Source organism: Bacillus sp. NPDC057893 (genome assembly GCF_042796455.1).
GTDB lineage: Bacteria > Bacillota > Bacilli > Bacillales > Bacillaceae_G > Bacillus_A.
The window spans coordinates 155,008-169,468 of sequence record NZ_JBHVNG010000007.1 but is presented as its reverse complement, the minus strand read 5'-3'; the positions used below and the strand labels follow the sequence as shown (position 1 = coordinate 169,468).

Annotated in this window: 13 protein-coding genes and 1 pseudogene; all 14 read left to right on the top strand. The window is 34.6% G+C overall.

The genetic code is table 11. The annotated features are described in order from the left end of the window. Window positions 1–199: 199 nt before the first annotated feature. A complete protein-coding gene (locus tag ACFVQC_RS24300; RefSeq protein ID WP_377890223.1) occupies window positions 200–1,072 on the top strand; it encodes an ankyrin repeat domain-containing protein in 873 nt (290 codons plus the stop codon). Window positions 1,073–1,228: 156 nt separating this feature from the next. After that, complete coding sequence (locus ACFVQC_RS24295; RefSeq protein ID WP_377899462.1) at window positions 1,229–1,909, top strand: GNAT family N-acetyltransferase; 681 nt, start codon at window positions 1,229–1,231, stop codon at window positions 1,907–1,909. A gap of 311 nt (window positions 1,910–2,220) precedes the next feature. After that, complete coding sequence (locus ACFVQC_RS24290; RefSeq protein ID WP_377890219.1) at window positions 2,221–2,787, top strand: glycerol-3-phosphate responsive antiterminator; 567 nt, start codon at window positions 2,221–2,223, stop codon at window positions 2,785–2,787. Then, entirely contained in the window at window positions 2,784–3,881 is a 1,098-nt protein-coding gene (locus tag ACFVQC_RS24285; RefSeq protein WP_377899461.1) for an ABC transporter ATP-binding protein, read from the top strand. Before ACFVQC_RS24290 ends, ACFVQC_RS24285 begins: the two co-directional genes overlap by 4 nt. Further along, on the top strand, window positions 3,881–4,813 hold the full coding sequence (locus ACFVQC_RS24280; RefSeq protein ID WP_377899459.1) for a carbohydrate ABC transporter permease: 933 nt from the start codon (window positions 3,881–3,883) through the stop codon (window positions 4,811–4,813). Before ACFVQC_RS24285 ends, ACFVQC_RS24280 begins: the two co-directional genes overlap by 1 nt. Further along, entirely contained in the window at window positions 4,810–5,631 is an 822-nt protein-coding gene (locus ACFVQC_RS24275) for a carbohydrate ABC transporter permease (protein WP_193647587.1), read from the top strand. Before ACFVQC_RS24280 ends, ACFVQC_RS24275 begins: the two co-directional genes overlap by 4 nt. Window positions 5,632–5,658: 27 nt before the next feature. After that, complete coding sequence (locus tag ACFVQC_RS24270; protein ID WP_377899458.1) at window positions 5,659–7,035, top strand: ABC transporter substrate-binding protein; 1,377 nt, start codon at window positions 5,659–5,661, stop codon at window positions 7,033–7,035. Window positions 7,036–7,454: 419 nt separating this feature from the next. Then, window positions 7,455–8,159, top strand: coding sequence for a metallophosphoesterase family protein (locus tag ACFVQC_RS24265; RefSeq protein ID WP_377899456.1), 705 nt, complete (start codon window positions 7,455–7,457; stop codon window positions 8,157–8,159). Between the two features lie 213 nt (window positions 8,160–8,372). Beyond that, window positions 8,373–9,044, top strand: coding sequence for a response regulator transcription factor (locus tag ACFVQC_RS24260; RefSeq protein WP_219917071.1), 672 nt, complete (start codon window positions 8,373–8,375; stop codon window positions 9,042–9,044). An 11-nt stretch (window positions 9,045–9,055) separates the two neighbouring features. Beyond that, the gene (locus ACFVQC_RS24255) at window positions 9,056–10,291 is read left to right on the top strand and encodes a sensor histidine kinase (RefSeq protein ID WP_033718559.1); all 1,236 of its coding nucleotides are present in this window, start codon (window positions 9,056–9,058) and stop codon (window positions 10,289–10,291) included. Between the two features lie 235 nt (window positions 10,292–10,526). Next, window positions 10,527–11,348 carry a transporter gene (locus tag ACFVQC_RS24250; protein ID WP_377890202.1) on the top strand — a complete coding sequence of 274 codons (822 nt, stop codon included), beginning with the start codon at window positions 10,527–10,529 and terminating at the stop codon, window positions 11,346–11,348. 13 nt (window positions 11,349–11,361) lie between these two features. After that, entirely contained in the window at window positions 11,362–12,111 is a 750-nt protein-coding gene (locus ACFVQC_RS24245) for a C39 family peptidase (protein WP_377899455.1), read from the top strand. 293 nt (window positions 12,112–12,404) lie between these two features. Then, window positions 12,405–13,448, top strand: a pseudogene (locus ACFVQC_RS30245) (HAMP domain-containing protein); the annotation flags it as partial. Further along, the gene (locus ACFVQC_RS30240) at window positions 13,440–14,387 is read left to right on the top strand and encodes a methyl-accepting chemotaxis protein (protein WP_483861742.1); all 948 of its coding nucleotides are present in this window, start codon (window positions 13,440–13,442) and stop codon (window positions 14,385–14,387) included. The pseudogene ACFVQC_RS30245 and the gene ACFVQC_RS30240, both read left to right, overlap by 9 nt. Window positions 14,388–14,461 lie beyond the last annotated feature (74 nt).

The following is a 14,461-nucleotide window of genomic DNA, read 5'->3' as shown; positions in this document are numbered from 1 at the left end:
ACAATGGAATATAGTAACCTAAAGCAATCATTTATGTACTTTTTAGAAATGTATACAAATGCGGTAAAAACGTGCTAAACTAATTGCTTCATAATGTTAATGATGAGGCCATCAGGCGTATCATTCCAATAGGTTGAGAAACATAGTATAAGCTTAAGATAATCCGATTAAAGAAGGAATATAAAGGACTTATGGATAAATGTACTCAAGAAGAGTTATTGTATGTGATGGAGGAATGGTTAAGAAAACATTATCTTTCATAGGAGCTGTAGTTGTGAGAAAACAAAAAATTTTATTATGTATGTTATTAGGACTTTTAATGACGGTAGTGGCTTGCGATAAGCAAGAAGAAGCAGAATCGAAACCGGTTCATGTGAAAAACGAAAAGAAAAAAGAAAAGCATAAAGAACAAGAAGAAGTTAAAGAAGAAAAAAGTATAAATTTAATGGACAAACAGTTGTTACTTTCAGCGACTCTTGGAGACACAGAGACAGCTATGAAGCTAATTCAGGATGGAGCGAATATAAACGTAGAAGGTGACAACCGAGAAACGCCTATCCTTGCAGCAACGTACCAAAATCATGTAGAGACAGTTAAAGCATTAATTGGTGCAGGTGCTAATATTGAAGTCAAAGATGAGAAACAAAGCAATCCATTCCTTTATGCAAGTAGAGAAGGGTATACGGATATTGTAAAAGTATTAATTAATGCAGGAGTTAATACGAAAGAAACGACTAAGTCAGGTGGCACAGCACTCATTTCTGCATCTGAGCGTGGTCATGTAGAGGTTGTTAAAGAATTATTAGAGCATACAGATATTGATGTGAATTATAAGAATGAACGTGGTGGAACAGCTTTATTAGAAGCAATTGTATTGGGAAATGGTAGTGAAAGCCATAAGAAAGTAATTCAAATGCTTATTGACCACGGGGCAGATGTAAATATGGCCAATAAGGAAAATATTACGCCGCTGCAATATGCTGAAAAAAGAGGTTTTAAAGATATTGCGAATATGTTGAGGATAGCTGGAGCGAATGAAGTAGTGCAGCCGCAACCACAACCGGTGGAATAACAAGACGAAGGAATAAAGAGTGTGAAATAATCCCATTTAGATAGACAGAATGAAGAAGTCATTTTAGTATGATTGATTCAGTAATGTGTATTTAAATGGGATTTTTGTTTTGAACATCAAAAATAGAGTATGAATGGATGGTAAAGGAGGGTATAAATGCAATTTTCAGAACTTGAGTTAATAGCAATTCAGGCAGAGGTTTTATTTGTTCATAATCAAGTAGGAAGAATAAAGAGTGTAAATGAACAGGGAAATCCGAAAGCACCACGTTTTTTTCTTGGCAAAACTCGTGAAGGGGATATAACGAGATATCATTGTAATCTGGATGGTGAAATGATAAGTAAGATTGAGAAATTAATTCGAGAACGTTCAAATCACATAGAGATAGCAAAGATCATGAAAGTATTAAATGAAGAGAGAACGGTGGAGAATATTTGGATGGGTCCTGCTTTCATGTTCCCTAATAATTTACATAAGCCAACTAGAACGATACAAATAACAGAGAAGAATAAAGAGCTTTTGCGAGAAAATTTTCCTAATCTAATAGAACAGATGGAATGGAGGCAATCTTATTTTGCAATTGTAAAGAATGAAAAGGTAGTTTCTATATGTTGCAGTGCCAGAAGTACGCCCGTAGCTGCTGAGGCAAGTGTGGAAACTTTAACGGAGTTTCAAGGGAATGGATATGGTGTTGATGTCGTTACAGCCTGGGCAATATCAATACAAGAGGAAAAGCGCATTCCGCTTTATAGTACTTCTTGGGATAACTTTGCTTCGCAAGCAGTGGCAAGAAAACTAAAGCTCATTAATTATGGCATGAACTTACATATGGATTGAATTTCAAACATTGTTGCATTTTGTTGAAGTATATTCGTATATGTAGATTTATTTAAAAAATGATGTGGTGAATATTTACATTCGATTAACACCTAATTAACAATTTATCAAAACTGACTTAATAAATGCGTAATATAGTAAAGGTAACAAAATAACTAGGGTAGAGAACATTTGAGAACACCCGCTTACATATAACGTGCCACTTTCTTAGGTGTTGTGCTCTATTCCCTAGAGTTCAAATAAGGAGAAAGGTGTTCTATGTAAGTAGGTGTTTTTAGTTTGGACAAAAATAGAAAAGCTAGGTGGAATAAATGTTTAAAGAACCTTATATTGCGATGATAAAGGATTGGAAAGGGTATAAAGCATATAAAAAATTACCGAAAACAGTTTTTCTTATGACTGGTTCAATGCTGGAGCTACCAGAGCGTGTATACGAATTACAGAAACATGGACATGATGTATTTCTTCATTGTGATTTTATACAAGGCTTAAATACGAACACAGAGGAAGCCCTTTTGTATATTCAAGATGTTATCGGAGCACAAGGTATTATTTCAACAAAAGGTTCGACAATTCGAAATGCCAATAAAATTGGATTAAAAACAATTCAACGAATTTTTATTGTCGATACTTTATCTCTTACAAAATCAATTGAAAATTGTAAAACGACTAAACCGAATGCGGTAGAGATTATGCCTGGAATTATGCCTTCTATCATTAAACAGCTAGCAGAGGAAATAGAATTTCCCATTATTGCAGGTGGATTGATTCAAACGCGGGAAGATGCGGAAATTGCGATTCGTGCAGGAGCAAGTGCGATTTCAACGAGTCATTATGAAGTATGGATACGAGAAGAAAAAAGGAGTGCAACCTTGTGATCGAATTGAAAGATGTTTCAAAGGTATATAAAAATGCGGAAGAGACAGCGGTTAAAGACGTATCGGTTCATATTAAGAAGGGAGAATTTTTTGTTTTAGTTGGACCTTCGGGATGTGGAAAAAGTACATTACTACGAATGATCGCTGGCTTAGAAGAAATCTCTTCGGGAGATTTAATGATTAATGAACGTGTTGCAAATGATTTAGAGCCGAAAGACCGTAATCTATCAATGGTATTTCAAAATTATGCATTATATCCACACCTAACTGTAGAAGAAAATATTTTATTTGGACTTAAGGTAAGGAAGGTACAAAAAGAAGAGCGACAAAAGCGATTAATGGATGCTATTGAAATGGTAGGACTGAAAGAGTATGTGAAAATGAAACCGGGCCAATTATCAGGCGGGCAAAGACAGCGTGTTGCGCTTGCCAGGGCGATCGTGAGTCAAGCACCGATTTGTTTAATGGATGAACCACTTTCGAATTTAGATGCGAAATTACGTGCGCAAATGAGGATTGAAATTAGAGAAATTCAGCAACGACTAGGAATTACGATGATTTACGTTACTCACGATCAAATAGAAGCGATGACTATGGGAGATCGTATCATGGTCTTAAATAAAGGAAGTATACAACAAGTTGGAACACCGCTTGATATATACAACGAACCAGCAAACGAATTTGTTGCAAGTTTTATAGGTTCTCCTTCTATGAATATAAATGATGGAGAAGTGGATAAAGAAAAATGCGTATTACATATAGGGCAATTGCAAATTCCATTATCTATTGGACAGTTAAAGCAATTACCAGAAGGAACAATTCGAATAGGCATGCGTCCTGAGCATATTGCATTGTCTGAGGAAGGACAAGAAGTTACGCTGCAATCTGTAGAAGTGTTAGGGAATGAATCGATATTAAACTTTACGGTAAATGGGGCAACTTGGAGTGCAAAAGTTGTTGGACAGTTGCTGTTGAAAAAGGGTGACAAGGTAAAATTATTATTCTCGCAAGAAAAACTATGCTTCTTTCACCAAAATACGAATGAACGATTAAAAGTGGTAGCTGAAGAAGAGTTGAAAGTGGTGGCGAAATAATGATTGAAGTAGGCAAGTTACCAGTTCAAACAAAAGTATTAAAAAAGAAGAATTTATGGGGCAGAACGAAAGAGTTAAGAACGGGATTATTATTTCTAGCACCATCCATCTTGCTATTTTCGATTTTTCTTTTCTATCCATTGTTTAGGACGATTTACTACAGTTTTTATTTAACAGATATACATGGGGAAGCTAACCTTTTTGTGGGCTTAGAAAATTATCAATATTTATTTTCTGATCCTGCTTTCTACAAGAGCGTAAAGTCAACTTTATTGTTTGTTGTATATACAGTGCCTACTAGTATTGTATTTGCTTTATTTCTTGCATTAATTGCAAATGAAAAAGTAAGAGGTATTGGGTTATTCCGAGTGCTTTTTTCTTCAACGATGGGGATATCAGTAGCTGCTAGTGCAGTGATTTGGTTATTTTTATTTCATCCAAGCGTAGGGCTATTTAATAATATATTAGCCTCTATGAATCTTCCTGCAATTGCATGGTTAACGAGTCCGGACTGGGCATTATTTTCTGTATCGGTTACAACTGTTTGGGTGAATACAGGATTTGCATTTTTAGTTATATTAGGCGGTTTACAAAATATTGATACGTCTTTATATGAGAGTGCATCTATAGACGGTGCTAGCTATTTATATAAGCTACGCCGCGTTACATTACCAATGCTATCACCAACTTTATTCTTTATCGTAACAGTAACGTTAATTAGTGCATTCCAAAGCTTTGGACAAATCGATATTTTAACACATGGTGGACCAAATGATGCAACGAATTTAATTGTGTACTCGATTTATAAAGAAGCATTTGTGAATCATCAATTTGGAACGGCAAGTGCACAAGCGATGGTATTATTTGTTTTCATTTTCATTGCTACATTACTTCAATTCAAGTTTGCAGAGAGAAAGGTGCATTATAAATGATCGTGAACAAGTGGAAGCAAAATTTTCTTTTATATATGTTGCTCATTATTAGTGCAGTAATGGTGTTTTTTCCTGTACTTTATGCATTTTTAATAAGCTTTATGACACCAGACGATATTCAAATGAGAAGGTTATTTCCGACTCAATTTACTTTTGATAATTTCATTAATATTTTTCAAAAAGTACCGCTTTTTACATATTTATATAACAGTTTAATTGTATCGACAGTTGTTATGTTTGGACAACTTATCGTATCAAGCTTAGCAGCTTATGCTTTTGTCTTTCTTCAGTTTAAAGGAAGGGACTTTATTTTCTTCTTGTTTATTTCAACGATGCTCATTCCGTGGGAAGCGACGATGGTACCAAACTTTTTAACGATTCAAAACTTCGGATGGATCAATAGCTTTGCTGGGATGACCGTGCCATTTTTTGCAACAGCTTTCGGTATTTTCTTACTACGTCAGCATTTTATGACACTTCCGAATGAACTGAAAGAAGCTGCTTTTATTGAAGGGATTGGAAATGTAAGGTTTTTATTCAGCGTTGTAATTCCGTATTGTAAAACGAGTTTTATTACGCTTGGAGTATATAGCTTTTTAACAACATGGAATATGTATTTATGGCCACTCTTAGTGACCACTGATGAAAAAGTAAGAACAGTTCAAATTGGTGTGAAGCAGCTCCAGTCTCAAGAAGTTGCAACTGATTGGGGAAGTGTAATGGCTGGCGTCACTGTTATCGTAATTCCAACATTGATTTTATTATTTTTAGGGCAAAAGCAATTGCAACAAGGATTAACAAAAGGTGCAATTAAATAAGCATACATAGGAAAAGGTGGGATTGAGATGAGTTTATTGAAAAAAAGTGCTGCTCTTTTAATGGCAGCCACAATGGCATTAACCGGGGCAGCGTGTTCAAGTAGTAAAACAGAGGGGAAATCTGAAGCACAGGCAAAAGTAGCACCTGTTGAAAAAAATGGTGATAAAACTGTAATTCGCTTTTGGCATGCGATGGGTGGAAAAACACAAGGTGTGCTAGATGAGCTTGTTGCAGACTATAATAAGTCGCAGAATAAATATGAGATAAAGGCAGAGTTCCAAGGGACATACGAAGAGTCTTTAACGAAGTTTAAAACGATGTCTGCAACGAAAGAAGCGCCAGCTCTTGTTCAATCGAGTGAAATTACAACGAAATATATGATTGATAGCAAAAAGATTACGCCTATCGATAGTTGGATTAAAAAAGATAAGTACGATACATCAAAATTAGAAAAAGCAATTACGAATTATTATTCAGTTGATGGAAAAATGTATTCTATGCCATTTAATTCATCTACACCAGTATTAATTTATAATAAAGATGCTTTCGCAAAGGCCGGGTTAGATCCAGAGAAAGCTCCGAAAACATATGCGGAATTAAAAGAAGCGGCGAAAAAGTTAACGATTAAAGAAGGTGGAAATGTAAAACAATATGGATTCTCTATGCTGAACTATGGTTGGTTTTTTGAAGAATTATTAGCGACACAGGGCGGTCTATATGTAGATAAAGAGAATGGGCGTAAAGATGCAGCAACGAAAGCGGTATTTAACGGAAAAGAAGGTCAAAAAGTATTTGGGATGTTAGATGAATTGAATAAAGCTGGTGCACTAGGAAAGTATGGGGCAAGCTGGGATGATATTCGTGCAGCGTTCCAGTCTGGACAAGTTGCTATGTATTTAGATTCTTCAGCTGGTGTTCGTGATTTAATTGATGCATCGAAGTTTAATGTAGGCGTTTCGTATATTCCATATCCAGAAGATTCGAAACAAAATGGTGTTGTCATTGGCGGTGCATCATTATGGATGACGAATATGGTTTCAGAAGAAACACAGCAAGGTGCTTGGGACTTTATGAAATATTTAACGAAACCAGATGTACAAGCAAAATGGCATACTGCAACAGGATATTTCTCAATTAATCCAGATGCATATAATGAACCGTTAGTAAAAGAGCAATATGAAAAATATCCACAGCTAAAAGTAACAGTAGAACAATTACAAGCGACGAAGCAATCTCCAGCAACTCAAGGTGCATTAATTAGTGTATTCCCAGAATCACGAGATGCAGTTGTAAAAGCATTAGAAGCAATGTATGACGGAAAGAATAGTAAAGAAGCGTTAGATGAAGCTGCAAAAGCAACAGATAGAGCGATTAGTATTTCAGCTCGTACAAGTCAAAAATAAAAGAAAGCCGTATCCTTAAGAAGGATACGGCTTTCTTTACAGGGAGATAAGGGATCAAAGAAATGATGAACTCTTATCTTTTTTTATATGAGTAAAGAGTCTAGAATGAATTTTGTCCTTCTCATTATTTGTTTAATTCCATTGCAACTTGTTTACCATTTACGAAAACCTCTGCCACCGCTACTACAATTTCCATCACTTTTTTCATATCTCATCTCTCCTTTTTTTTGTTCCATTTCTTATTTTTAGTATAAGGAAATGCAGTAATTACAACTATCGAATTGGATGACAAGGGGATTACATTGTTGTAAGGATAATAGTTTTATTTGTAATAAATACTATCTTGGATTAGTATTCAGAAATTTCTGTTGTTTTAATCTATAATTAGAAAGAGAATGGTTTAGAAAGAAGGGGAAGAAATGAAGAGAATACTTGTTATTAGTGATATTCATGGAGAAATAGAAAAATTTGAACAGTTATTGGAAGAAACTCAATACGATGCAAAACAGGATCAACTAATATTAATTGGGGATTATGTAGATCGTGGTTCAAATTCACGTGCTGTCATTGAAAAGGTGAAAAGGTTAAAAGAAGAGGGAGCCTTCGTTTTAAAGGGAAATCATGAAGATATGATGATTAAAGCGTTAACGACAGATGAGGAACGTTCATGGAATCATTGGGTAAAAAGAAATGGTGGCGATAAAACATTATATAGCTATGGATTCCTAGAAGAAGATATTGCGATTAATGAGGAAGACTTCCAAAAGCCGATTTTACAATCTCATGTATTAGAAGAACATGTAAAGTTTATTCAAGAATTAGATCATTACATTGAAACAGAAGAGTATATATTTGTACATGCTGGTGTTGAGCCGATGAAACGAGTTTCTGAGTGTGAACCATATAATTTAATGTGGATACGTAATGAATTTCATAGCGAGTATAGTGGTGAAAAGGTTGTTGTCTTTGGACATACGGAAACAAAAACGCTTCATGGTAATGATGATTGCGGAGTATATTTTGGTAGTAATCGTATTATAGGAATTGATGGCGGTGCTGTGTATGGTGGTCAGTTAAATTGTTTGGAGTTGCCGAGTAAAAGGGTATATGTAGTAAAAGAATGAAAGAGATAAACTTATCTCTTTCATTCTTTTATTAAGGAGAAGTTAAGAAATAGCTTTCATAATAAAGCCTTAAAACCATATCCAATTCAAACACTTATATAGCAAAAGAAAGTATGCGCATTATGTGATTGCTTTCTTTTGCTATTATGAGAAGTAATGTAATAATAAAAGAAAAAGAGAATTGAAATATATTGTGGAAGGTGTGAACGGCTAATGCGCCTATTAGTAGTAGAAGACAATGCTTCTTTATTAGAGTCTATTGTCCAAATTTTACGTGATGAATTTGAAGTGGACACGGCAATGAATGGGGAAGACGGTTTATTTTTAGCATTACAAAATATATATGATGCAATATTACTTGATGTCATGATGCCAGAAATGGATGGATTTGAAGTTATCCAAAAAATACGTGATGAAAAGATTGAAACGCCAGTCCTGTTTTTAACAGCGAGAGATTCTTTAGAAGATCGAGTGAAAGGATTGGATTTTGGCGGAGACGACTATATCGTAAAGCCGTTTCAAGCACCAGAACTAAAGGCGAGAATTCGTGCTTTACTACGCAGAAGTGGTAGTTTAACAACAAAGCAAACAATTCGATATAAAGGAATTGAATTGTTTGGAAAAGATAAAGATGTTCAAGTAGATGGACAAGATATTAAGCTCACATTAAAACAGTATGAACTTTTAGAGTATCTTGTTCAAAATAGCGGGAAGATTTTAATGCGTGAACAAATTTTTGATCGTGTTTGGGGATTTGATTCAGATACGACAGTAGCGATTGTAGAAGTGTATGTGCATCATTTACGTAAAAAATTAGAGCCATTCGGTTATCAGAAAGATATTCAAACTGTTCGTGGTATTGGATATATATTAAAAGAACAATGAAAAAAGGAAGTATGTTTCAAAAAACACGCATTCGTTTGACTATAGTGAACTCATTAGTATTTATCCTATTAATAGGAGTGTTAGGTAGTATTGTTTATTCGTACACATATAAGCGTATTTATAATGAAGTGGATCAATCTATAAAAATGATGGCTCAGTATAGAGAAAAACTAGATGTTAAAATACCACCAAGAAAACGCATGGAGAATATCCAAATTGGAGATCCGCGGGTAACTAGAATAACTTGGAATGGGAAAATAGTGAAAATAGAGGGCGATAACCGTAAATTTCGTTCTATTTTTGAAGAGAATTTGGAAAAATTTTCTCCAAAAAAGTTAGAGGATTTGCAAGATATTGAAGTACAAGGACGATATTTTAGAGCATTTTCGCTTCAAAAAGATGGAGAAATAGTTCAAATCGTGCGAGATACAACAGCTGAAGAAGGAATGCTAAATACTTTATTTTTAATTCTCGTTATAGGTTGTAGCGTAGGAAGCCTATGTGCAATAGGAATCGGCTTTTTCCTAGCTGGTAGAGCACTCATACCTATTCAAAATTCATGGGAGAAACAGCAGCAGTTCGTTTCCGATGCATCGCATGAATTAAGAACGCCACTTGCAGTTATTCAATCAAAAACGGATGTGTTATTTCAGTCACCATCCGCTACGGTAGAGGAAAAGGCGATGGATATCTCTACAATTTCAAAGGAATGTAGGCGGTTATCGAAACTCGTTAGCAACTTATTATTGCTAGCACGTTCTGATTCTAATCAAATTGAGATGGACAAGAAAACATTTGAAATGGATAAATTGTTGGAAGAAATCGTAGATCCATATAAAGAAATTGCTTCTTATCAAGAAAAAGAGATGATATTAAAAGTAGAACGTGACATATCGTTTATCGGTGATAGAGAGAGAGTCCATCAAATGATGGTCATACTATTAGATAATGCGATGAAGTATACGGATGAAGGCGGGCATATTCAAATCGATTGCACGCAAACGAGCAGTTCAATTCGTATACAGGTGAAAGATGATGGTATAGGAGTGAAAGAAGCGGATATTCCCAAATTATTTGATCGTTTTTATCAAGGGGATAAAGCGAGAAGTACATCAGAGGGCGCGGGATTAGGTCTTTCAATTGCAAATTGGATTGTAGAAAAGCATTACGGAAAAATATCAGTAGAGAGCAAATGGGGAGAGGGTACCTGTTTTGAAGTGATTTTCCCTAAAAACCAAAAAATATAAGTGAGAAGACGATCTTGTTTTTACAAGGTCGTCTTTTTTTAAGGGAAAGTTAAGGAACTGTTTATATTATGTATTGCATAAAGAAAGTTCGTTACATGAAGAAGCGATTATAGAGGTGTATGTGAGTGTATTTTATCGATCATAATGTTATCTCGAGCAGCGATGAGATGTATGTATAGTATTAAAAAAATTATGGGAATGATGGAAAAGAAAGTGTAAGAGGGAGGAATTAATTTTGCAAAAGAAAATGATGACGGTATTCACTATTGGAGTAATGAGTTTTAGTATATTAGGGGGGGCCTCTCCTTTTGAAACACCAAAAGAAAAGACAGATTACGCGCAGCGCAGTAAAGAGCAATTAAACAATGGAAAGGTCCATGCAATAAATACAGAAGAGAAAGCAGAGAAATTAGGAATTGAAACGGAAGGGAAAGAACAAATTACGCTAGAAAAAGAAATTCATGAAACGGAAGTAGGAAGAGAAGCAGAACAGTTAGGGATTTCGACGGAAGGAAAAGATGTTGGAACTCTTTCAGAAGAAATCTATGAAACAAAAGTAAAGCAAGAAGCGTTAAAGCTGGGCATATCTATAGAGAATACATCGATTGTGAATTTAATTACTCAAATTAATACGATTAAAATTAATGATGAAGCGGATAAATTAGATATTTCGACAAATGGAAAAGAAATAGAAGACATTGCAGAAGAAATCTACGGAACGAAAGTAAGAGAAGAAGCAGGAAAGCTAGGTATTTCACAAAAAGGAAAAGAGATAGAAGAGTTAGCGCAAGAAGTGTATGAACAAAAAGTACAGGAAGAAGCAAAAAAATATCATATTGATTTGTACGGTAAAGATATATATCAAGTATTAAGAGAAATTAATGAACAAAAAGTACTACAAATGGCAGATGAGCTAAATATGGACAAAATGAATATGAACATTCAAGAGTTAACAGAAAAAATAAAAAAAAATCAGCCTGAAAAAGGAAAAGAATTAAATTTTGTACCGATGATTCGAACGGATGCTGACGCTTTTTATTCTTATTTAACGAACTAAAAAGGGCGTGAGATTGATAAGGAAACTGAAGTGGTATATATGTATAGCTTTACTTAGTATAGCAGTATGGAGTGTATATACAAATGGAATTACAAAGTATGTAGAGAAGTTAACATTCTTCAATATACAAAGCGGAAAACGAACGGAGTTTAGTAATAACGATGAAAAGGTCATCTTATCAAATGTACCTTTAATTCAGCAATTGCCAGAGCTAGATAGAGGTTGTGAAGTGACAAGCTTAGCGATGATGTTACAATACGCAGGCGTTTCAGTAGATAAGATGGAATTAGCAAATGAAATAAAAAAAGTTAATTTTTTAGACGATGGTGTAAGAGGAAATCCGAATGAAGGATTTGTTGGGAACATTTATACGTTTTCTGAATCGGGATACGGTGTATATCATGGACCACTTTTTCAATTAGCGAAAAAATATTTACCGAATGAAGCTGTGGATTTAACAGGAAAGAGTATAGAGGAAATGTATAAGAGTGTAAAAGCAGGGCAACCGGTAGTCATGATTACGAATGCAACATATGCTCCTTTAGATGAAGATGAATTTACTACATGGGAAACAAATAGTGGGGATGTTTTTATTACGTATAATGAACATTGTGTTGTACTTGTTGGGTACGATAAGGAGTCTGTATATATTCGAGATCCCCTCGATGATAGCTTAGATGTAAAAGTGCCAAGAGGAAACTTTGAACAGGCATGGGTGCAGATGGGGAGTCAGGCAATTAGCTATATAAATAACTCCAAATAAATTAGGAAGGAGAGCATGAACTATATAGCTATAGGGTGAAGGATAAAGATTTAAGGAATTGTAAGAGAAGTTTTGCAGTTTTTTTTGAAGAGAAGCTGTTAAGAAATAAGAGAACTTTAGCTTATTATATATGCTAAAGTTCTCTTATTTTTTATGATTAAAATGTTTAGGAGAAGTGGATATGTAAAAATGCATAATTGACGAAAAAATTACATGTTATCATTATATATTGTTTTATGTATGTTGATTGTATAAAATTACACAAGTGTTCTATTACATAAAGGAGGATTATTATGCAAAACATATTTAACTGGGTTAAATGTATGAGTATCAAGAAAAAATTAATCATTTCATTTTTTATTATTTTAACTATACCAGGACTTATTATCGGTGGTGTTTCATATCAAACTGCCAAAACAAATTTTGAACATCAAATGACAGATAAAGCAAAGGAGAATATTTCAGTTTTAAATACTGTTATTTCTCAAAATATAGAAGAGAAATTTGTTGATGCGACGTACTTTGCAGACATCTTAACAGAGGATACATATCCAAATGGACAAGAAGAAATAGTAAGAACAAAGTTAGCACAATATATAAAGCTTCATCCAGAAGTAGAAGGTATTTATATTGGAACGCAGACGGGGAAGTTTATAAGAGAACCATTTATTCAAATGTCTGATGGCTATAATCCAACAGATAGATCATGGTATAAAGAAGCGCATGAAAATAAAGGAAAGGTAATTGTTACTGCACCGTATCAATCAGCATCTACAAAAAATATGGTAGTGACAATTGCTAAAGAAGTAAAAGATGGTAAAGGTGTTATAGGCATTAACTTGAATTTGGATAACATCCTAAAGGTTTCAAAAATGATTAACATTGGTGAAAAAGGCTATGCAGTTATTTTAGATCAAAATAAGCAAATTGTTAGTCATCCGTCTAGAAAGCCAGGTTCAAAGGTTACTGATCCTTGGATTAAACCAATTTATGAAGACAAACAAGGAAATGTGTTTTATACAGAACAAGATGATAAAAAGAATTTAATCTTTGCAACAAATGAGAAAACAGGATGGAAAATAGTCGGAGTTATGTTTGACGAAGAAATTATGCAAGCTGCCAGTCCAGTGTTTTATAAGACTTTGATTGTCATAGCTATCGCTATTGCATTTGGTAGTGTATTAATTTATTTCATTACAAATTCTATTACAAGGCCATTACGAAAAATAGCAGAATCGGCACATAAAATTAGTAAGGGAGATTTAACAGAAACAATTACAATCCATTCTAAGGATGATATAGGGAAATTAGGGAATTCATTTAATGAAATGTCTACGTCTTTACAAGATGTGATTACCCAAATTAGCTTTTCAGCAGAACATGTTGCAGCATCGGCAGAAGAGTTAACAGCGAGCGTACAGCAAGCGAATGATGCGACAGATCAAATTACAATTGCAATGGAACAAGTATCAGGTGGGGCTGAATCACAAAGCCAAGGTGTTGAAGAAGGCGCCGCTACATTACAACAAGTAAATACAGCAATTCAAGATGTAACTGGAAGCGCGGAGTCAATTTCTATTTCCTCATTACATGCGCGAGAAAGAGCTGAAGAGGGAGAAGATTTAGTTGAACAAACCGCAAAACAAATGCAGTCTATTTCTAGGTCGGTATCTCAGTCAGATGCTATTATTAAACTTCTTGATGAGAAATCAAAGCAAGTAGGGGCTATTTCTGAAGCAATTCAAAACATTGCTACTCAAACGAACTTATTAGCTTTAAATGCGGCTATTGAGGCAGCAAGAGCAGGTGAGCAGGGACGAGGATTTGCTATTGTAGCCGATGAAGTTAGAAAATTAGCAGAGCAATCAGGAGAATCATCTGGAGAGATTGCAAATTTAATTGCAGAAATTAAGGCTGATATTGAACATACTGTTAAGGCGATGGATAATGTGAGTGTGGAAGTTCAACAGGGCTTAGAAGTTGTAACCAAAACGAAAGTAAGTTTTGCAGAAATTTCAAGTTCTACTACTCATATTGTTTCTCAAGTTAATCAAATGGTAGAAACAACGAAGAAAATCGCTGGAGATGCAAATGAAGTGACAAATGCTATTGATGAAATTGCAGCGGCGGCAGAAGAAAATACAGCTAGTATGCAAAGTGTTGCGGCTTCAACAGAAGAACAAGTGAATTCGATGGAAGAAATTAGTTCGGCTTCGCAAAACTTAGCTGAGATGGCAGAAGAACTACAAGCAATGACTAGTAAATTTAAAGTATAATAACAGCAAATAAGTAAGGGGAAAATAATATCACCTTACTTATTTTTCTATTCAGCAATTAGGGGAGTCATTAA